Source organism: Microbacterium sp. NPDC060132, from assembly GCF_042729675.1.
GTDB classification, from domain to species: domain Bacteria; phylum Actinomycetota; class Actinomycetes; order Actinomycetales; family Microbacteriaceae; genus Microbacterium; species Microbacterium sufflavum.
Genome location: NZ_JBHWXU010000001.1, coordinates 818,200 through 837,188 on the forward strand (window position 1 = coordinate 818,200; position 18,989 = coordinate 837,188).

An 18,989-nucleotide genomic window follows, 5' to 3' on the forward strand; every position below is an offset into this window, starting at 1 on the left:
GTCAAGAACCGGGGACACCATGAAGACATCACCCGCCGCCAATCTCACCGGCTCCGTCGACCAGCGCCTCTGGCAGCTGTCGGTCACCCCGAAGACCGAACAGACCCGCGACTGGTTGCGGCAGCAACTTGACTCCGCGCTCGAGGAGTGGGCGAAAGACTGCACAGCTCTGGACATCGACCGCGAGGGCCGCGTCGACTTCTAATGGGGACCGTCCTCTTGGGCGCCGATCTGACTCGTGTGTTCACTGGGTAGATCTCAGGGCGCATCAGCCAGGATGGGACCGCCGTCGCTCGCGGTTCACCACGGAAAGCATCGAGCGGAACAGCCCGCAACGCATCATCCAGAATGTTGCCGGGCTCATCGAGCAAGGTCGGCCAATGCTCGCCGATGAGGGCGACGGCCGACCGCCAGTTCCGTTCCTCGGGCGCCCGGGATAGCGCCGTGACCACATCGGCATGAGAAGAAGGAGTGGTCGTCGTTCAGCTCTTCCCCTACAGATGGGATTCTTGCAGGAGCCAACGTATCGCCGACCAGGTGTGCTTACCGGCCGGGTTCGGCTTGGCCTCCACCAAGGCGCAGCGTTCCTTGCGCATGAATAGAATCAGGGAGGTTGTCGAGAGAGGCTGAACTATGGGGTTCAAGGTCCGCAAGTCCATCAAGATCGCGCCCGGCGTGCGACTGAGTGTATCCAGCAAGAACATCGGTGTATCGGCGGGTGTCCGGGGCGCCCGCGTCAGCGTGAACACCAACGGGCGCATGACGCGTACGGTCGGGATCCCGGGCACCGGCATCTCGCACACACAGTCGTCGAGTATCAGCGCGAAGCGTCCTGCATCCCGTCCGCGGCAGCAACCACAACCGACAGCTCCACCGAAGCCGAAGAAGATCAAGCCGGGTCTCACTGCCCCGGCGTGGGAGAAGCAACTGTTCAAGCAGCTCAGCGGACCCGGTGACGCATCGGTAATCCATGCGGTTGGTCAGCAGACCCCCGCGGCCGCGCCAACGGCCGCAATGGTCGAGGTGCTGCGGGTGGCTGCTCCGAACCGCGATGACGCACGGGCTCGCGTACTGCTTGGGTGGCTTTTCGACTCTGGATACGACCCCACCAGCGACCCGTTCATCACCAAGTACGTGGATACAGCCGAAGTCAGCATCCCGGTTGCGACCGGCGTGACGGCGATGATGAAGTGGGACCGTCAGGCCCTCGGCCTGCTGGCCGCCGAGCTAGAGCAGGCCGCCGGCGATCCCGAGCGAGCCATATCCATCGTCGAAGCACTGGAGCCGACAACAGTTGCTGCCGTGTCCCTCGCCGAGCTCTACGCGGAGCAGGAAAGATGGGCAGACATCATCGACCTGACCAACGGTCTCACCAACGAGGACGTCGCAGCGACGTTCCTCCTCATCCAGCGCGGCACGGCGCTGCGTGAACAGGGGTACTTCGAGGCCGCTCGCGAAGCGCTGAAGGAAGCGCTACGCGTGCGTTCGCGCCCCGTCGAGCTGCGACACCTCGCGCTTGTCGCACGAGGGCACACCTATCTCGCCGAAGGGAAGAAGGCCATGGCCCGCAAGGACTACGAGCGGGTACTGGCGGACAACGCCGCCTATCCCGGACTCACCGAGATGCTCGCCGCGGTGAGCGCGTGAGCACCCCTCCCGCCGGCTGGTTCCCCGACCCTGAGAATCCCAAGCAGACCCGCTGGTGGGACGGACAGCAATGGAGCGCGCAGACCGCGCCGCCCCCACCGACCGGCATGCTTCCTCCGCCCGCGACAACCTTCGCGACCGCAGCAGCGAAGCGAAAGATACCCACTTGGCTGTGGATTATCGGCGGGCTAGCCGCCGTGCTCGTAACAGTCTTCCTCTCCCCGCTCGTCGCGCTGATCGCGCTGATCGTCACGATCACCGGTGTGGTCGCCCTTGTCCGCAACACCCCGACTTGGCTGCGCTTCACCTCGCGCCGACGAGCAGTGATCTGGACCATCGCGTCCGCCGTGGTCTTCTTCGTCGTCGGAAGCATCAGCACCGCGCTCTACCCGACGGACGAGAGCACCGCTGTTGAGGCGCCTGCTGATGTCGTCTCGACAACGACCGCGAGTCCAACGCCCACTCCATCCGCGACGCCGTTCGCGGATGACGCGTCAGAGGTGCAGGCCTTCGCGGGTCTGGCCGGCACTGCGAAGGATGCATCGGCGACGGCTAACCAAACTGCTCTCGCAGTTCTCGCCACCCTCGAGGTGAAGGGTCGCGCCCCGAAAACCGGATACGACCGAGACGAGTTCGGCCAGCGATGGCTCGACATCGACCGCAACGGCTGTGACACCCGGAACGACATCCTCGCCCGCGACCTCGCCGACGCCACACGGTCGGGTCCGTGCCGCGTGATCTCCGGGTCGCTCGCCGATCCCTTTACCGGAACCGAGATTGCGTTCTCCCGCGGACAGGGCACGTCCGAGCTGGTGCAGATCGACCACGTCGTGTCACTGTCCGACGCCTGGCAGAAGGGCGCTCAACAGCTCACTGCAGATCAGCGCGCGACCTTCGCAAACGATCCGCTGAACCTCCTCGCGGTCGATGGCTCGGCTAACGCGCAGAAGGGCGACGGCGACGCGGCGACATGGTTGCCCTCGAACCGAGACTTTCGCTGTGCCTACGTCGCGCGGCAGGTAGCGGTGAAGGCCACCTACGGTCTGTGGGTGACGCAGGCCGAGTACGACGCTATGGATCGCGTGCTGGTGACCTGCCCGGACGAGCCCGCACCTAGCTCAGCTTTCGCTGCACCCGCTCCGCAGCCGACATCGGAACCAGCGCCCGTCGAGCCAGATCCAGCGCCGGTCCCGGCACCAGCACCCATCCAGCCCGCACCCGCTCCGGTAGAGCCGGTACCCGCTCCGGCGCCACCCGCGAACACGTTCTACGCGAACTGCGATGCGGTGCGCGCGGCAGGCGCTTCGCCCCTCTACGCCGGCTCGCCTGGATACAGCCGGAAGCTTGACCGAGACGGAGACGGCGTCGCTTGCGAATGAGCGATGCGCAAGCACGCTCTGAAGTGGCACGACCATCTACAACATCTGCCTCAACGGCCAACTCCTGCAGACAGCGACATCGACCGTCGCTACGCGGTCGTCAGCCGCGGATGATGGATGTGGCGACCGTGAGGAAGGTCGCAGCAGCTAGGCAGGCTCTCACCTCGAGCTCCGCCGGATCTCGAACGTGCTCGGGCGGCAGGCGTGCCGCGGTTCGCTGTGGACTTGTCAGATGTCGAACACAGGCCCCGGCGCGAGGACTCCTCCCCCTGCTACGGTCGCGGCCGCTCGGCAGCCCAATGGGTTGCTTCGACCGGGGATATGTTCTCCGCGACTCTCTCTCACCGACTACCCTGCGGCGAGTCCGGGGCGATTGCTGCAGATCCGCCAGAAAATCTTGATGTCACGGTCAGTCCAAGGACTCTGCCAAGGCCGGAATGAGCCGTTTCGCCAGTCGAGAGTAGGGGACCACCTCGATCTGCCAAGGTGACCGAGTGCATAACGTAGCCCTGTAGGGATTTCAGAGGGTAGCTAGGGCCCCCTTTACTACTTACTTACTCTTGATCTCTCATATGAACTACCTACTACTTGGCAACCTTGCTAACAGCCCCCGATCCCTTGGAATCACTGGGGAAACTCCAGCCAAGGTGCCCTTGGTCAGCAGTTGTCGTTTTCGTCTACCACAGGTCCACCCGCACTAGATCTGCCGAAATATTTTTGGCAGATCCGGTGCGGGTGCATCAACGGTGGAGCCATGGGCGACGCGAACTTGATGCTGTGGAACGTTCGCGTCAGTCAGCACGTGGGCCAAGTGGAGCTCGCCGAACGATCCAACGTTTCTCAAGCTGTCATCTCGGGGATCGAGAGAGGCCGCCTCACTCCCTCCGCCGACGCTGACGCTCGCCGGGCAGGAGATCAACCCGCAGTCGTACGCGATCTGCAAGGCCGACATGACCGTCAAAGGCCAGTCGGTCGATGCCCCATCTTCTTCGGCGACACCCTCATCAAGGACAGCCACGCTGGCGCGACGTTCAGTTACGGTCTCTCTAATCCGCCGTTCGGCGTCGATTGGAAGTAGCAGCAGAAGGCCGTCACGGACGAACATACTCAGCGCGGATTCGCGGGACGGTTCGGACCTGGCCTGCCGCGCGTCTCGGATGGATCGATGTTGTTCCTCATGCACCTCATCTCGAAAATGCGCTCCGCCTCGGATGAAGGCGGGCGGGCTGCCATCGTCCTCAATGGCAGCCCGCTGTTCACCGGTGGAGCAGGGTCAGGCGAGTCCAACATTCGCACGTGGGTGCTCGAGTGCGATCTGCTCGAAGCAATCATCGCGCTACCCACCGACATGTTCTACAACACCGGCATCGCCACCTACGTCTGGGTGCTCTCGGCCAAGAAAAGCGCCGAGCGCACGGGCCGGGTACAGCTCATAGACGGCACGAAGCTCTTCCGCAAGATGCGCAAGGGGCTTGGCTCGAAGCGCAACGAGCTCGGTCCCGACGACTCGCCCTCCCTGCATCGGCCGCGGCACGCTCGGCAACCGTGGGCTGCTCGACCGGGGGGTGCTTCCCGCGACTCTCTCTCGCCTACTACCCTGCGGCGAATCGAGCAGACTGCGGGGAAACTGCGCACATTTGGTGCATTGCCCACCCCCTGCCCAGGCGGGGAGGGGCCTCGATCCCTGCCGGGAGAAGGGATCGGCGCGATCTGCCCAGGTTGCCAAGTGCGGAACGTACCCCTGTAGGGGGATGAGAGCGAAGTTGGCCCCTTTTACTACTTACTTACTTTTCCCTTATGAATACTCACTACAACTTGGCAACCTGGGCAGAGCCCTCGGATCCCAGTCGGGAGTATGGCAAACTCCAGCCCAGGTGACCTTGGCAGCACTGGCCACACCTGGCAGAATCCAGACCTCAGCACCTCTGCGGGCGCCGTGCGGTGCGGTCGTCGGTGATGGCGACGAGGACGAGGATCCCCGCCATGGTGGTGCTGATGGTCAGGCCGGGCAGGCTCGCGCCCAGAACTGCGACCGCAGCGCATATGAGGATCGCGAGCGGTCGCGCCGGTGTCATGCGGCCGGTGGCCCTGAGCTCGATGAGCAGTTGCGCAAGGAGGAAGAGGATCGGGCCTGCGGTCACGGCGACCCGCTCGGCGGTGGCGAGAGGGTGGAGGGGGCGGGCGATGACGAGTTCGTCTCCGACAGCAGAGAGGATGATGCCGGCGATCACTAGGATGTGACCGTAGGTGTAGACGTCTCGGGCCCGCCGCGTTCGGGTGTCGTCGCCTCGCAGGGCATGTTCGCCGATCTTGCTGGTCGTGAGGAAGTACAGCCACCACATCGCCGCGGTGCTGATGAACGCGATGATCAGCGCCGCCACCGTCGCCGCGTTAAGGTCGTGTGATGTTGCCGTGACGCCGGTGAGGATGACGGTCTCGCCGAGAGCGGCGATCACGAACAGTCCGAACCTCTCGGAGAAGTGCGTGGTTGCGATGTGCCACGTGGTGGGCATCAGTCGCGGGCGTCCGGGTATCGGGTACAGGAGGATTGGCGCGAGGTAGTCCACGCAGAGCGCGACGGTCCACCACCACATTCGGACGGAGGGATCGGTGAGGCCCCCTGCGATCCAGAACACACCGGCGAGGAGGAACCAGGTCATGATTCGGCCGGCCTGTTGCCGTTCGACGCTTCCGCGTCGGGCGGCGACGACGGTGAGGAACCCGTGACGTAGTAGCTGTATCGCCACATATGCAGCGGCGAAGAGCAGCCCCCGCTCCTCGAACGCGTGCGGCAGGGCGATGGCCATCAGCAGGCTGCCCAGCATCAGAACGATCAGCAGAAGCCTGACGGGATTCGTCTCGGAGTTGAGTTCGTTGGTCGCCCAGGTGGTGTAGTTCCATGACCACCACACGGCGAGCAGCACGATCACGGCGCGCCCGGCCCCCGCCCAGGTGAGCTCGTCGAGGAGGAGATGGGAGATCTGTGTGATCGAGAAGACGAACACGAGATCGTAGAACAGCTCCAGCGTCGCCGCACGCTGGAGCGCAGCGCCCTCACGACGCCGGAGCTGCTCATTCACCACGGTAGGGTGCCGTCCTTATCGGTGACGGTTCCGGTGGGCGTCGCGGAGCCCATTGTGGCGATCCGGACCGCCGCTTCGGCTCCTTCCACCACGGTCTGCCCGACGTTGCCGGTGAAGTCCGTGGCGGTCTGCCCGGGGTCCACCGCGTTGAAGCGCACCTCGGGGATTGTCTTCGCATATTGCGTGGTCAACATCGTCACGGCGCTCTTGGAGGACCCGTAGGCGGCGAGCACGTACTGCGACTCGACACGGTTCGGATCCTGGGTGAGGGTGAACGACCCCATACCGCTGGTCACGTTGATCACCGACGGGTCCGTTCCCTCGCGGAGCAGCGGCAGGAACGCGCGGGTGACACGCACGACCCCGAAGACATTCGTCTCGTATACGTCACGCACCTGGTCGGCGGTCATCACGTCGGGTGCGGCGACCTCACCGAGGATCCCGGCATTGTTGATGAGGATGTCCAGATGCCCCACCTGGTCCCGGATGGTAGCCGCCGCCTCCTCCACCGACGCGTCATCGGTCACGTTCATGCGGACGTAACGGGCACGGAGTCGCTCCGCGGCCTCACGGCCGGAGGTGGAGTCTCGCGCGCTGATCCACACGTTCTGCCCGGCCGCGATCAGGCGACGGGCCACCTCGTAGCCGAGCCCCCTGTTGCCACCGGTGATGAGTGTCGTCGTCATCCGAGAACCTCCCTCCTGCACCGTCCTCACGCCGCCGGCCGGAACGGACGCAGGATGCGGATCCCGTCTTCGATGGAACCATCGATGAGTTCGAGCATCTCCGGCACCAGAGCCACCATCCGGGGTGCGGAGAGATGCGCATCCAGCAGCTCCCGAGTCTCCCACCGCTCATAGATGACGAACGCTCCAGGCGCTCCCTCCACTTCATGGGCTTCGTAGTCGATGTTGCCGGCGTCGTTGCGCGAGGGCGTGACGGCGGCGGTGATGAACGCTCGCAGCTCGCTCTCCCGTCCCGGCTTCGCCGTCGCGTCCCACAGCACGGTCACGTAGCCATCGGATGTTGCGGTCATGATGAGTTCCTTCGATAGGCGCGGTATACGATTCACCGCAATATTTACAGTAAGTGGCTGTAACGAAACAACCTGAACGGGACGCTAGCGGCATCTTTGGGTTACAGTCAAGTTGTGTAACCGAAAGGAAACAGCATGTCCCCGAAGACGCCGCGGCGAACCGGCGAGTCAGAACGACCGACATCAGCGCACGGCGGGCGTCCACGAGACCCCGCCATCGAAGAGGCAATCATCGACGCCACCCGACTGTTGCTGGCCACCAAGGGCTACTCAGCCCTGACCATCGGGGACATCGTGGCCCAGGCCGGCGTCACCCGCCCCACCCTCTACCGGCGGTGGCCGAACAAGTACGAACTGGCCGTCGAAGCGCTGCAGTACGGGCTGCGCAAACAGCGGGAGGCATACCCGCCGTTCGATCTCGACACGCTCACCCCCCGGGACGCGTTCGTCGAAGCCATCCACCGCCTCGATCCGCGCTACCACAACCCCCGAGCGATGACGCTGCACGGGAACTTCATGGCCGAGGCCGAACGGGAGCCGGGCCTGCTCGAGCAGATGAGAGCGCAAGGAAACCAACCCCGCTGCCAGGAACTCACCGACGTACTCCAGGACCTGCAGCAGCGCGGAGCTGTGCGTGCGGACATCGATGTCGACACCATCGTCAGCCTGTGTTTCGGCAGCTACTTCGCCGACTTCAACCGATTCGGCGGCGACGTCCCCGCCGACCTCCCCGAACGAGTGGCGTCCGCCCTGTGGCCGGCCATCGCCGCCCTTCCGGAGTCACCGGATCAGGAAGCAGTTACGAACTGACGGGCTCCGCGACCGGGACGTCAGCCGGTTCGGGGACGAGGTACAGGCCCCCGGGAGAGTTCGCGGTGAAAGCGAGCGCCTCAGCCCAGGCGCGGTTGATGGCGGGTGACGGCTGCCGTGGTACTTGAAGACCATCGCGCTGCCGCCGTGCATCTGATGGGACGGTCGTCTCGAAGGACCAGGTAGACACTGCGAGGAGCCTTCTCGAGCGAAGTGCATTGACGCCGCCCGTCGGGGCATCCAACTGGGGGGACGCCTCGGATCGTGAGATCGCCGAGATTCTAGAGCGGGTCAAGGCCGGCGTTGCGCCCCACGCTTTTTCTGAGGCTCTTCAAGCTCTCGGCGACCTCTATGGGCATCGGCGCCCCAACTTTGAATGGATGACGAGCACCCGTCCCGGGGAACGTAGCGACAACTCTCCTTCATTCTCCGAGTGGTTTCGAACGACAGACTGACCGGGACCTGCATGTTGAGCGGCGGCTGGCGGTACATCGGCCGGACTGAGTAGGAGGATAGCCTCGCGGCGCCGCACGAAGCGCGTACTCCCGTCCCCCTCGAGGGCAGAGAGCTCTCTCCGACGCCACTGGGCGATTCGCCGAGCCAACGACACAGAGCGGATCTCAAGCTCAAGAACCCCCGACTTAAATCTCGATTGAACTGGGATTTAAGCTAACCGTTTGTCTGAAGTAGCTATGGAAAGCGCCTCTCCGCGACCTTCAGGATTCGGCAAAAACACCAGTCCGAGAAGCACTACCAGGGCGGCTCGGCAGTCCGGAGTAGTTTTGGAAGTGACACCCTCCACCACCCTTCGCACGATCGGCACCGGCACGGTGTCGCCCTCCGGTGCGATCTCGTCGATGCCACTCTGATGCTCCGCGACGACTCCGCCCTCGTCCACGGGCCCAGGCGGCGCAACGACATCGGGAGCCTGCGCAGCAGGAATTCCGGCACGGAGGATTTGACGCCTCCCCGAACGGCAACGTAGGTTACGGGACGGTAACGGTCCTCCCGAAGGGGCCGTGACCCGAGATCATCTGCTCGCGGAAGGACCCCGTCACGACTGCTCTGCCCTCCGGACGTTCGCTCGAGAACGCCCCGCTCGACCCCGCAGCATCCGCGATCGACCCCCGGCCCCTGCTGCGCCGCGACCGACGTCGCACGTCCGCTCCGACCCCGCCGGAGGAGCCGACCCCCGCGGCGACCGTGACGCCGACCCCGTCCCCGCCCGCCACTCGGGCCGCCATCCGCTCCCGGGCCCTCCGTCCCGAGCCGCAGGGTGCACCGACCGTTGCCACCGCCGCCGCGCGGACCGTTGCTGCCGCAGACCCCACCCGCGCCGCAGCAGCGACTCCGGTCGCCGCCGGAGCAGAGCCGACCCTCGCCGCAGCCGACGCGCCCGCCTCCCCCGCAGAGACTTCCGTCGCCAGCGAGCCGACCACCGCCGCCGAGCCGACCGCTACCACCGAGCCTGCCATCGCCGCCGAGCCGACCGCCGCCGCCGCCGCCGCCGCCGAGCCTGACACGACCGCCGAGCCTGACACGGCCGCCGAGCCTGACACCACCGCCGAGCCTGACACCACCGCCGAGCCGACCACCCCCGCACCGACCGGATCCCGCACCGCCCGCACCCCACGGATCCCGCGGGTCTCGCGGCGTCCGCGGCGGACGGACCGCCCGCGGGGCCGGGGCGCATCGAAGATCAAGGCGCTCGGTGCCGTCCTCGCCGTCGGCGTCATGGTCACCGGGGCCGCCCTTCCGGTGCTCGCCCCCGGGGGCGACCACGCCGTGGCGACCGTCGCCGGTGCGGCAGCGCTGAAGGACGCCGCCCAGTCGTACACGGCCACCGATGCCATCCGCGCCACCATCTCCGCGCGCGGCTCCTTCGCGGCGACCACGCCGGAGGAGATCAAGGAGACCCACGCCCGCGCGGCCGCAGCCGCCATCGCCGCGGGCATGCCGCTCAGCAGCGCGATGGACATCCCGATCGCCGACCGGGTCGTGATGCCGATGGCCGATGGCTCGTACTCGTTCACCGATGGCTTCGGGGCCGCCCGACCGGGCCGGTCGCATCTGGGTCAGGACTTCGCCGCCGGCATCGGCACCCCCATCAACGCCGCCATGAAGGGCTGCGTCTCGCGCTCCACGGAGAGCTATCAGGGCTACGGCGTCACGATCCAGGTCGAGAGCATCGTGAACGGCCAGGCGGTCAGCACCGTGTACTCGCACATGAAGAACGGCACGCGCGCCGTCGAGGTCGGTGACTGCGTCGAGGCCGGCCAGTACCTCGGCGACGTCGGCTCGACCGGCTACGTGTTCGGCTCGTGCCTGCACTTCGAGGTGCACATCAACACGGTCGCGATCGACCCGCTGCCGTGGCTCAGGGACAACGTGAGCTGACCGCGGCGCGCACGCTCCCGCGGTCCGGCGTCCCTACGATGGGATCATGCCGCCCGTCGACACCCTCGCCCTCGTCGGCGAGGTGCTGTCCTGGATCGGGCTCGGCGTGGGGGTGCCGCTGCTGCTGATCGCCCTGCTCATGCGGCTGGCCGAGGGCCCGTGGCTCCCGGTCGACATCGCGATCATCGAGCGCGACGGCGCCACGATCGCCCGGTGGTTCGCGGGCGGCGACTTCCACGAGCGACCACTGCGCCACGGCGAATCCTCGACCGCGGACGACGGCTTCACCACGGGCGTCGTCAGCAGCCACAACCCCGCCAGGGCACGGGTGGGCGAACCGCCGCACGCCCGGCGCGTCGTGCGCACGCTCGGGATCGTGTTCACCGCGGTCGGGGTGCTCGGGCTGATCGGCTCGTTCGTGCCGCTGTTCCTCGGCTGACGCGGGCGCGGTCTATGCCCCGTCGTACCGCTCCCCCACCGGAACGGCCACGGGCAGCACGTTCCCCGGAGGTGCGAGCGGGCAGGCCCACGCCGGGTCGTACGCGCACGAGGGGTTGTACGCGAAGTTGAAGTCGAGCACGATCGTGCCGCGCGCGGCATCCCCGCCCAGGTCGGCACCCTTGATCGTGTCGAGCAGGTAGCGCCCACCGCCGTACGTGCCGCCCGGATGCCCGGCTGATGCATCGCGCACCGGCACGAACAGCCCGCCGCCGTACGAGCGCAGCCGCCACACGTCGAGGGTTCCGGCGTCGGGGACCTCGACCACACCGACGCGCTCGAACGGCACCAGGCCGTCGGTACCCGTCGCGAACTCGAACGCCGCCGGCTCCGCCTCCAGGATCGGCAGTGCGAACCGCCACTGCGGGTCGTACGGCGCGATGGGCAGCCCCTCGAACAGCACCCGATCCTCCGGCAGCAGCGGGGTGGCCAGGTGGTGCAGCATGAGCTCATCGCGTTCGATGCGCCACAGCTCGTGCGCCTCCTCCGGGGAGTCCGCGCGGCGCACGGCCTCGTACAGGGCGAACACCCGCCGCCGCCAGTCGACCACGTCCACCGCCGCACGGGCGCTCGAGCTCGTCATCACCCCAGGCTAGTTCGCCTCGCGCGGGCGGGATCAGGTCTGCGCGGTCAGGCGGCGATACTCGGTCGGGGTGACCCGCAGCACCTCGCGGAAACTGCGGGAGAAGTAGTTGGCGTCGGGCAGGCCGACGTCTTCCGCGACGCGCGCGATGGGGTCGTCGCCGAACGCGAGCCGCCGCGCGGCGATCGAGATGCGCGCCTCGCGCAGGAACGCGACGATCGTCTTCCCCGTCTGCTCCTTGAACGTGCGGCGCAGCGTGGACTCGCTCATGTGGGCCAGCGCGCACAGGGTCGCGACGTCGGGCGTGCGGCGCACGTCCAGCAGCAGGTGGTCGACCACGCGGGCGATGCGCGGATCCCTGGCGCGGACGGGCGCCCGCACCCCGCGGCGACGCGACGGGGGCGCGACCGTCACGCCCCGGTCGGCCATCAGCTCCGCCGTGGTGCCGAGCACGACGGCCAGGTGACCCGAGGCGAGCAGCGCCCGGCCCGCGGACGCCCCCTCCCACGCGTCGATCACGGCGTCGAAGTTCGCGCGCACGACGGGGTGCGCCCCCGCGTCCGACACCGCCGGCACCGCGATGCCGACCGCGACGCTGCCCTGCGCGTCGAGCGAGGCGGAGAACCGGATCGAGCCGAACGCGAAGTCCGACGACGTGGCACGGCAGCTCAGCACGGCACCCTCGTGGATGAACACCAGGTCACCGGCGGACACGCTGTGCCGCGCCCCGTCGAACGCGATCTCCCCCGTGCCGGAGTGGACCAGCCGCAGGATCGAGTACGGCAGCTCCGACGGCGGGAACGTCCAGGGAGCGGGGAAACGGAACGCCTCGGCGTGCAGCACGCTGAGCCGGATCGCTCCCACCGTCACCCTTTCCGCGGCAGCCGCTCCGAGCGACGACCAGGCCGACTCCGTCACGCCGCCGACCCCACCTCGATGTCGCGATCGTATCGGGCCGGCAGGTCACGCGTGCGCACGGGCGCCCTCCAGGATCTCGGCGATGCGCACCTTGCGGTCCTGGGCGAGCGACAGCGTGAGGGCGTCGGCGGTGGCGATCGACGACCGCGCCGCGGAGCCGTCGGTGAGCGCGGCGAACTCGGGCTCCGGTGCGGCACCGGTGAGCAGCCCGTGGAAGTATGCGGTCTCCTCCTCGACGATGCCGCTCAACCACAGCGGCGGCGTGGTCTCCGGGTTGCCGTACATGATGCCGCCGTCGGTCGAGCTGGAGGCGTAGATCGCCGTGCGCTGTGCGTCCTCCTCCTCGCTGCGGTGCAGCAGGAAGCGCTCCTCCCGGCCGGAGTGCCGCACCGTCACACCCGTGTCGGTCATGTCGATGCGGGCGGCGCCGAGCGTGCCCTGCACCAGCAGGTAGTGCTCGGGCCAGCGGAACGCGGAGCCGTACTCCAGCGTGGCGAACGCGCCGCCGGGGAACTCGAGCGTGATGAGGAGCAGATCGTCCTCGTCGCCGAACTGCTCGCCGCGGTGCGCCACGTTGCCGCCCACCATGGTCGCCGTCTCGGGGACGCCCAGGAGGAACTGCACCACGTCGAGCTCGTGGATGTGGTGGTAGAGGTGTCCGCCCGACAGCTCGCGCCGCTTCTTCCACGAGATGGACGGCTGCGGCTCCTCCCACCCGTTGCGCGCGGCGCGGCAGTACACGATGTCCCCCAGCACCCCGTCGGCGACGAGCCGCTTGACCCGGCGCACGCCGTTCATGAAGTTCATCACGTGGCCCGACATGAGCAGCACGCCGGCCGCGTCCGCCGCGTCGACCATCGCCGAGCAGTCCTCGAACGACAGCGCCATCGGCTTCTCGCAGAAGATCGGCTTGCCGGCCTCCGCCGCCGCGACCACGGCCTCGCGGTGCGCCCAGTTCGGCGACGCGACGATCACCGCGTCCACGTCGTCGCTGCGGCACAGCTCCTCGATGCTCGCGGTGGCGACCGCGCCGAACGCCCGCACGGCCCCGGCGGCGTTCTCCGGGTCGAAGACGCGGGTGATCGAGGCGCCCGGGAGGCGGTCGAAGCCACGGCCGAGCGCGAGCCCGAAGTAGCCGGAGCCGACCAGGCCGTAGCGCACCTCCTCGCGGGGCTCGGGGCGGGCGGTGGACGATGCGACGGATGTGTTCATTTGACGGACCCCTCCGAGAGCCCGGCGGCGATGTGGCGTTGGATGACGAGGAAGAAGACGACGGACGGCACGACCACGACCACGGACGCCGCGAGCATGGCGCCCCAGTCGAGCACCTCGGAGCCGCTGAGGGAGTACAGGGCGACCGTGATGGGCATGCGGTCGCTGCTGTTGATGAACAGCAGCGCGAACAGGAACTCGTTGAACGAGTTGATGAACGTGTAGATCGCGGTGGCGACGATGCCGGGCGCGACGATGGGCGTGGCGATGGTCGCGAACACGCGGAACCTTCCGGCACCGTCGACCTGCGCGGCCTCCTCGATCTCGACCGGGACGGTCTGGTAGAACGCGGTCAGCATCCACACCGCGTACGGGATCGAGAAGGAGAGGTAGGCGAGCACGAGCCCGGCATACGTGTTGATCAGGCCGAGCGAGATCATGATCAGCGTGTACGGCACCGCCAGCAGGATCGGCGGGAACATGTAGGTGCTGATGAGGATCTGCGTGAGCTTCTGCCCGACGCGCGGGAAGAAGCGCACGATGCCGTAGGCGCACGTCGAGCTCACCGCGATCGTGACGACGGTGGTCGACAGGGCGATGAACAGGCTGTTGCCGAGGTTGTTCAGGATGCCCAGGTCGAACAGCACGCGGGTGTAGTGGTCGATCGTGAACGAGTCGGGCCAGAAGCCGATCGGGTCGGTGGCCAGCTCCCCCGAGCTCTTGAAGCTCGATGTGATGATCCACACGAGCGGGAACACCGACACGACCGCGAGCACGGTGAGGAACAGATAGGCGGGGGCGGCGGACAGGCGCCGCAGGGTTCTCGTCGACATCAGGCGTCCTTCCGGTCCCAGCGGTTGAGCAGTCGGAAGGCCAGGCCTCCGAGGAGCAGCAGGAACACGAGCAGCAGCACGGTGATGGCGGAGGCGACGCCGAGCTGCTGCAGCCCCCAGCCGGTGCGGTACGCGAAGATCGGCAGGGTCTCGGTGAGCCCGGCGGGGCCGCCGCCGGTGAGCAGGAACAGCAGCTCGAAGTTGTTGAACACCCAGATGCTGCGGAGGATCACGAGCAGTCCGACCACCTTCTTCACGTGCGGGAGGGTGATGAACGCGAACCGCTGCCAGGCGTTCGCGCCGTCGACGGTGGCGGCCTCGAACTGCTCCGCCGGCACGGTCTTGAGCGCCGCGAGGATGTTCACCATGAACAGGGGCGCCCCGAACCAGATGTTGATGGCGAGCACGGTCAGCATCACCGCGTCGGGGTTGGACAGGAAGCTCACGTTCTGCGCGGTGAGGCCGAGCCGCGTGAGCAGGTTGGGCAGGAAGCCGTACACGTCGTTGAGGATCCAGCGCCAGCCGAACGCGATCACGATGGCCGGGAACGCCCACGGGATGATCAGCAGCGTGCGGAACAGGCCGGTGAGGTGGCGGATGCGGTTGAGGGCGATCGCGGCGACGAACCCCACGAGGAGTTGCCCGGCGATCGACGCGACGGTCCACAGCAACGACACCCGGAAGGCGTTCCAGAACTGCTCGCTCTGCAGCACGGCGACGAAGTTGTCGATGCCGACGAAGTCGACGGCGGGGCGCAGCAGGTGGCGGTTGGTGAAGCTGTAGACGACGCTCGACACCACCGGGTAGAAGAGCAGCAGGACGACGATCAGCAGCGACGGCGCGACGAACAGCACGCCGGTGAGATGGACGGTGCGGCGGGAGCGCATGATCACGGAGGACCCGGGGTCCGGTCGCGCGGGGCGACCGGACCCGGGGCGGGGCTCAGAACGAAACACCGGACGAGACGAACAGCTGGTTGAGCTGATCCTCCGCCGCCTTCGCCGCGGTCTCGACGTCGGTGCCGTTGAGGACGATGTCCTGCAGCATCTTCTCGATGACGGCCTGGCTGGTGAGGATGCCGGACTGCACGAGCGGACCCGTCTCCATGCCGATGGCGGTCCCGGCCGGCACGGCCTCGCTGATCACGGCGACGCTGTCGGCGTGCCGCTGCAGGGTCTCGTCGTCGAGGTAGCCCTCGTTCTCCGCGATGTCCTGCAGGGACGGCAGCATGCCGCCCGGCACCGAGTGGAGGAAGTCGATGTAGTCCTCGTCGCGGTAGAGGAACTCCAGGAACGCCTTCGCCTCCTCCTGCACGTCGCTCTTCTCCCAGACGACGGTGGCGATGTTGGAGGTCTCTCCGCCGTACACCTCGTCACCGGCCTTCAGGCGCGGCAGGGGGGCGGCCTTGATCACCGACTCCAGCTGCGGCGAGGTGCCGACGACGCCGGAGATCTGGAACCCGGAGTTGAAGTCGAAGGCGGTCTTGCCCTGGTAGAACAGCGTCGCCTGGTCGAGCACGTTGTAGTTGACGCTGCCCTCCGGCGAGGTCTTCTCGTACATGTCGACCCAGTACTCGATGCCGTCGATGGCCGCGTCGGAGGTGAGGTTGGCGCGGCCGTCCTCGTTCAGCAGGCTCTCGCCCGCCGACTGCAGGTAGAAGTTGAGGAAGCGCGTGCCCATCAGGTCGTTCGTGCCCATCGGGACCGCGAGCCCGTACTGGTCGGGACCGGTGGTGAGCGCGACGGCCGCCTCCTTCAGCTCGTCCCAGGTCTCCGGGACGTCGAGGCCGGCCGCTTCGAGCAGGTCGGCGCGGTACCACATGACCTGGGCGTGCGAGTAGATCGGCAGCGAGTAGGAGACACCGTCGAGGGTGCCTTCGCCGAGCGCCGCCTCGGTGAACCGGTCGCGCCCGATCGCGTCGATCACGTCGTCGACCGGGGCGAGAGCGCCCACGTCGATCATCTGCACGACCTGGTTGGGCTGGGCGGTCGACAGGTCGGGCACCTGCCCGGCGGCGAGGCCGGTGGTCCACTTGGTCTGGAACTCGCCCCAGCTGAAGGTCTCGATGGTGATGTCGACGTCGGGGTGCTCGGCCTCGAACTCCTCGGCCATCCGCTCCATGTACTCGGCGCGCGGGCCCTGCGTGAAGCTGTGCCAGAAGACCACGTCGCCGCTGAGCTCGCCGTCTCCTGCTGATGTATCGGAGTCGGGGCTCGTGCCGGCGCAGGAGGCGAGAGTCATGACGCTCACCGCGGTGGCCGCGGCGAGGGTCATGGTGCGCAGGCGGGCGCGCGTTCCCTTATCGGGGTAGGGGAAAGCCATGAGGAACTCCTTTGTTGCTGGTGCATAGCTCGGACACTCCGACGCTAGATATCAGACGTCAGACAAGTCAATCCGAGCGCACGGAGATCGCTCGATCACGGCGGGTGGTGACCGTTCTGTGCTAGCACCAGACGGTCACCCTGGCGCGTCCTGGGGTCGGCCTCCCGGCCGGTCCACACCCCAGAGCCCCGATGTGGCGGGGGTCAGGCGCCGCGCTCGAGCATGTCGGCGTAGCCGTCCTCGAACGACGGGTAGTCCAGGTGGCCGAGCAGCGAACGAAGCAGAGCGCCGTCGTAGACGAAGCCGCTCACGCTGCCGCCGTCGTCGGGCGGCACCGGCAGCCCGAGGCGCGCGGCGAGGAACGCCACGACGTCGCCCAGCGGGGCGGGAGCCGCGTCCACCGCGTGCACGAGCGACGGCGGCTCGGGCATCCGCAGCAGCAGGTCGAGCGTGCGCACGAGGTCGGTCTCGTGGATGCGGTTCGTGCGGCGCCGGGGGTTCACGGGTGCCTGCTCACGCACGCGGCGCACCAGGAAGTCGCGCCCCGGACCGTAGATGCCCGCGGGCCGCACGACCACGGCGCCGAAGAGGTCGACCGCAGCGCGCTCACCCTCCCGCAGCCCGCGACCGCGGTCGGTGACCGGCTCCGGGGCATCGCGCTCGGTGAGCGGGGTCGGGCTGCCCGCACCGTCGAACACCCCGGTGGACGAGACGAAGACCGTGCGGGCGGGCCGGGAGGGCAGGGCCGCGGCGAGGTGCGCGAGCACGGACGGGTACGCGGAGGCGCCCGTGCCCGGCGGCAGCGTGACCACCACGGCATCGACCGCGGGCAGGGGCTCGGGCAGCGGGGCGGCGAGATCACCCACGACGCCGGTCACCCCCTGGGGCAGGGGCCCGTCGCTGCGGCGGAGGGCGACGACCTCTCCCCCGTCCGCCACCAGCCGCGGGGCGAGCCGCGCGCCGAGCTTGCCGAAACCGACGAGCAGCGTGCGGTGAGGAGGCGGGGCGGCGGTCACCCGTCCAGCCTCCCACGGCGCGGGGGCCGCGGGCGCGGACGTAGGCTGGATCGGTGGCGGAATCGCAGGGGCGGGTGTGGACGGGGGTCCTGCGCGTCGGCCCGCACCGCGGCGACCACCGCGTCGCGATCCGAGCCGCCGTGAGCGTCGCCGTCCCGCTGCTCGTGCTCTGGGCGCTCGGCCGGCTCGACCTCAGCATCTACGCGAGCTTCGGCGCCTTCGCCGCGCTCTACGGCCGCCACGACGGGTTCCGCGACCGCATCCGCATGCAGGCCAGCGCGGGCGGGGTGCTGCTCGCGGCGATGCTGATCGGCACGGCGCTGTCGGTCCTGGCCGCCCCGACGGTCGTCAGCGTGGTCGTGGTCGCGCTCGTCGCCGCCGCCGTCACCCTGCTGGCGTACACGATGCAGTGGCACCCACCAGGGCCGCTGTTCACGGTGTTCGCGACCGGGGCGTGCGCGACCATCCCCGCCACCGCCGGCTCGTTCGGCTCCGTGCTGCTGGTGGGCGGGGCGAGCGTGCTGTTCGGCCTGGCTCTCACCGCGCTCGTCGCCGTCGCCACGCGGACCACGGGAGAGGGAGCGCCGAAGGTGCGCCCCACCGTGGGTCCCGTCGCGGTCGAGATGGCGGTCTCGGTCGCCGTCGCCATCGTGGGCGCCGGGATCGCGGGGCTTCTGCTCGGCGGCACGCACTGGTACTGGGCGGCGGTCGGTGCGGTCGCGGCCGTGAGCGGCGCACAGCTCAACGCCCGGATCATCCGCGGCATCCAGCGCCTGGTCGGCACACTGCTCGGGGTGCTCGTCGCCGCCGGGGTGCTGGCGCTCGACCTTCCGCCGATCGCCGTGATCGCCCTGGTCGTGGTGCTGCAGGGAGTCGCGGAGCTGTTCATCGGCCGCAACTACGGCATCGCGATGGTGTTCGTCACCCCGCTCGCGCTGCTGATGGTGCACCTCGCGGCCCCGACCCCGGTCGACGCGCTGTTGACCGACCGCGTGCTCGAGACCCTCATCGGCGTTGCGGTCGGCACCGTGGTCGCCGTGGTGTCCGCCGCGCTGCGCCGCCGCCTCACCCGCGACGCGGCCTCCGGCTGACCACGCACACCCGGCCTCGGCGGCACGACGGTGGTACAAAGAGGAAGACGTCCGGCCGGATGCGAACGGGAAAGGTCAGTAAACCGCTCACGAGGACATCGGGGAATCGCCTCCACAGCGCTCTCGATGACCCCGGCCGGACGCCACTGCAAGTTTAGGAATCG

Annotated in this window: 19 protein-coding genes; 9 read left to right on the forward strand and 10 right to left on the reverse strand. The window is 68.1% G+C overall.

Annotated features, from left to right (window positions below):
- Positions 1-19 precede the first annotated feature (19 nt).
- The 5 genes from ACFWCH_RS04100 (at position 20) to ACFWCH_RS04120 (ending at position 4,773) form a co-directional block, all read left to right on the forward strand.
- Positions 20-205, forward strand: a complete 186-nt coding sequence (locus tag ACFWCH_RS04100) for a hypothetical protein (RefSeq protein WP_136029806.1) — start codon at positions 20-22, stop codon at positions 203-205.
- 428 nt (positions 206-633) lie between these two features.
- Positions 634-1,647 carry a DUF4236 domain-containing protein gene (locus ACFWCH_RS04105; RefSeq protein WP_378802969.1) on the forward strand — a complete coding sequence of 338 codons (1,014 nt, stop codon included), beginning with the start codon at positions 634-636 and terminating at the stop codon, positions 1,645-1,647.
- Positions 1,644-3,026: a DUF1524 domain-containing protein gene (locus ACFWCH_RS04110; RefSeq protein WP_136029803.1), complete on the forward strand. Its 1,383-nt coding sequence runs from the start codon at positions 1,644-1,646 to the stop codon at positions 3,024-3,026. The genes ACFWCH_RS04105 and ACFWCH_RS04110 overlap by 4 nt, the downstream gene beginning before the upstream one ends.
- A gap of 772 nt (positions 3,027-3,798) precedes the next feature.
- Complete coding sequence (locus ACFWCH_RS04115; RefSeq protein WP_378803839.1) at positions 3,799-4,104, forward strand: helix-turn-helix domain-containing protein; 306 nt, start codon at positions 3,799-3,801, stop codon at positions 4,102-4,104.
- Positions 4,105-4,191: 87 nt separating this feature from the next.
- Positions 4,192-4,773, forward strand: a complete 582-nt coding sequence (locus ACFWCH_RS04120) for an N-6 DNA methylase (RefSeq protein WP_342589021.1) — start codon at positions 4,192-4,194, stop codon at positions 4,771-4,773.
- 169 nt (positions 4,774-4,942) lie between these two features.
- Here ACFWCH_RS04120 and ACFWCH_RS04125 read toward each other — a convergent pair whose 3' ends face one another.
- The 3 genes from ACFWCH_RS04125 to ACFWCH_RS04135 are packed head-to-tail and all read right to left on the reverse strand — an operon-like array spanning position 4,943 to position 7,145.
- Complete coding sequence (locus tag ACFWCH_RS04125) at positions 4,943-6,106, reverse strand: low temperature requirement protein A (protein WP_378802970.1); 1,164 nt, start codon at positions 6,104-6,106, stop codon at positions 4,943-4,945.
- Positions 6,103-6,795: an SDR family NAD(P)-dependent oxidoreductase gene (locus ACFWCH_RS04130; RefSeq protein ID WP_136029798.1), complete on the reverse strand. Its 693-nt coding sequence runs from the start codon at positions 6,793-6,795 to the stop codon at positions 6,103-6,105. Before ACFWCH_RS04130 ends, ACFWCH_RS04125 begins: the two co-directional genes overlap by 4 nt.
- A 26-nt stretch (positions 6,796-6,821) precedes the next feature.
- A complete protein-coding gene (locus ACFWCH_RS04135) occupies positions 6,822-7,145 on the reverse strand; it encodes a putative quinol monooxygenase (protein ID WP_115364453.1) in 324 nt (107 codons plus the stop codon).
- 135 nt (positions 7,146-7,280) lie between these two features.
- Here ACFWCH_RS04135 and ACFWCH_RS04140 point away from each other — a divergent pair, with 135 nt between their 5' ends.
- From ACFWCH_RS04140 to ACFWCH_RS04150, 3 genes are all read left to right on the forward strand, one after another.
- Positions 7,281-7,955: a TetR/AcrR family transcriptional regulator gene (locus tag ACFWCH_RS04140; RefSeq protein WP_136029796.1), complete on the forward strand. Its 675-nt coding sequence runs from the start codon at positions 7,281-7,283 to the stop codon at positions 7,953-7,955.
- A 1,203-nt stretch (positions 7,956-9,158) separates the two neighbouring features.
- Positions 9,159-10,352: a M23 family metallopeptidase gene (locus ACFWCH_RS04145; RefSeq protein ID WP_378802971.1), complete on the forward strand. Its 1,194-nt coding sequence runs from the start codon at positions 9,159-9,161 to the stop codon at positions 10,350-10,352.
- Between the two features lie 46 nt (positions 10,353-10,398).
- Positions 10,399-10,791, forward strand: coding sequence for a hypothetical protein (locus ACFWCH_RS04150; RefSeq protein WP_136036557.1), 393 nt, complete (start codon positions 10,399-10,401; stop codon positions 10,789-10,791).
- Between the two features lie 12 nt (positions 10,792-10,803).
- On the opposite strand, the gene ACFWCH_RS04155 is transcribed toward ACFWCH_RS04150, so the two are convergent.
- From ACFWCH_RS04155 to ACFWCH_RS04185, 7 genes are all read right to left on the reverse strand, one after another.
- Positions 10,804-11,433, reverse strand: a complete 630-nt coding sequence (locus tag ACFWCH_RS04155; RefSeq protein WP_378802972.1) for a DUF1684 domain-containing protein — start codon at positions 11,431-11,433, stop codon at positions 10,804-10,806.
- Positions 11,434-11,466: 33 nt separating this feature from the next.
- Complete coding sequence (locus tag ACFWCH_RS04160) at positions 11,467-12,351, reverse strand: AraC family transcriptional regulator (protein WP_378802973.1); 885 nt, start codon at positions 12,349-12,351, stop codon at positions 11,467-11,469.
- Between the two features lie 45 nt (positions 12,352-12,396).
- Positions 12,397-13,563 carry a Gfo/Idh/MocA family protein gene (locus ACFWCH_RS04165; RefSeq protein ID WP_247637938.1) on the reverse strand — a complete coding sequence of 389 codons (1,167 nt, stop codon included), beginning with the start codon at positions 13,561-13,563 and terminating at the stop codon, positions 12,397-12,399.
- Positions 13,560-14,396 carry a carbohydrate ABC transporter permease gene (locus tag ACFWCH_RS04170; RefSeq protein WP_136036554.1) on the reverse strand — a complete coding sequence of 279 codons (837 nt, stop codon included), beginning with the start codon at positions 14,394-14,396 and terminating at the stop codon, positions 13,560-13,562. The genes ACFWCH_RS04165 and ACFWCH_RS04170 overlap by 4 nt, the downstream gene beginning before the upstream one ends.
- On the reverse strand, positions 14,396-15,283 hold the full coding sequence (locus tag ACFWCH_RS04175; protein ID WP_136036553.1) for a carbohydrate ABC transporter permease: 888 nt from the start codon (positions 15,281-15,283) through the stop codon (positions 14,396-14,398). The genes ACFWCH_RS04170 and ACFWCH_RS04175 overlap by 1 nt, the downstream gene beginning before the upstream one ends.
- Before the next feature lie 55 nt (positions 15,284-15,338).
- Complete coding sequence (locus tag ACFWCH_RS04180; protein ID WP_378802974.1) at positions 15,339-16,718, reverse strand: ABC transporter substrate-binding protein; 1,380 nt, start codon at positions 16,716-16,718, stop codon at positions 15,339-15,341.
- Positions 16,719-16,921: 203 nt separating this feature from the next.
- Positions 16,922-17,734, reverse strand: coding sequence for a sugar nucleotide-binding protein (locus ACFWCH_RS04185; RefSeq protein ID WP_378802975.1), 813 nt, complete (start codon positions 17,732-17,734; stop codon positions 16,922-16,924).
- 53 nt (positions 17,735-17,787) lie between these two features.
- On the opposite strand from ACFWCH_RS04185, the gene ACFWCH_RS04190 reads away from it, so the two are divergent.
- Positions 17,788-18,825, forward strand: a complete 1,038-nt coding sequence (locus tag ACFWCH_RS04190) for an FUSC family protein (protein ID WP_378802976.1) — start codon at positions 17,788-17,790, stop codon at positions 18,823-18,825.
- Positions 18,826-18,989: the final 164 nt, after the last annotated feature.

Excerpts from the sequence above, each read along its gene's own strand:
- ACFWCH_RS04100 (WP_136029806.1), top strand. The coding sequence starts at position 20 with ATGAAGACATCACCCGCCGCCAATCTCACCGGCTCCGTCGACCAGCGC.
- ACFWCH_RS04105 (WP_378802969.1), top strand. The coding sequence starts at position 634 with ATGGGGTTCAAGGTCCGCAAGTCCATCAAGATCGCGCCCGGCGTGCGA.
- ACFWCH_RS04115 (WP_378803839.1), top strand. The coding sequence starts at position 3,799 with ATGCTGTGGAACGTTCGCGTCAGTCAGCACGTGGGCCAAGTGGAGCTC.
- ACFWCH_RS04120 (WP_342589021.1), top strand. The coding sequence starts at position 4,192 with ATGTTGTTCCTCATGCACCTCATCTCGAAAATGCGCTCCGCCTCGGAT.
- ACFWCH_RS04130 (WP_136029798.1), bottom strand. The coding sequence starts at position 6,795 with ATGACGACGACACTCATCACCGGTGGCAACAGGGGGCTCGGCTACGAG.
- ACFWCH_RS04135 (WP_115364453.1), bottom strand. The coding sequence starts at position 7,145 with ATGACCGCAACATCCGATGGCTACGTGACCGTGCTGTGGGACGCGACG.
- ACFWCH_RS04140 (WP_136029796.1), top strand. The coding sequence starts at position 7,281 with ATGTCCCCGAAGACGCCGCGGCGAACCGGCGAGTCAGAACGACCGACA.
- ACFWCH_RS04150 (WP_136036557.1), top strand. The coding sequence starts at position 10,399 with ATGCCGCCCGTCGACACCCTCGCCCTCGTCGGCGAGGTGCTGTCCTGG.
- ACFWCH_RS04155 (WP_378802972.1), bottom strand. The coding sequence starts at position 11,433 with ATGACGAGCTCGAGCGCCCGTGCGGCGGTGGACGTGGTCGACTGGCGG.
- ACFWCH_RS04165 (WP_247637938.1), bottom strand. The coding sequence starts at position 13,563 with ATGAACACATCCGTCGCATCGTCCACCGCCCGCCCCGAGCCCCGCGAG.
- ACFWCH_RS04170 (WP_136036554.1), bottom strand. The coding sequence starts at position 14,396 with ATGTCGACGAGAACCCTGCGGCGCCTGTCCGCCGCCCCCGCCTATCTG.
- ACFWCH_RS04175 (WP_136036553.1), bottom strand. The coding sequence starts at position 15,283 with ATGCGCTCCCGCCGCACCGTCCATCTCACCGGCGTGCTGTTCGTCGCG.
- ACFWCH_RS04180 (WP_378802974.1), bottom strand. The coding sequence starts at position 16,718 with ATGGCTTTCCCCTACCCCGATAAGGGAACGCGCGCCCGCCTGCGCACC.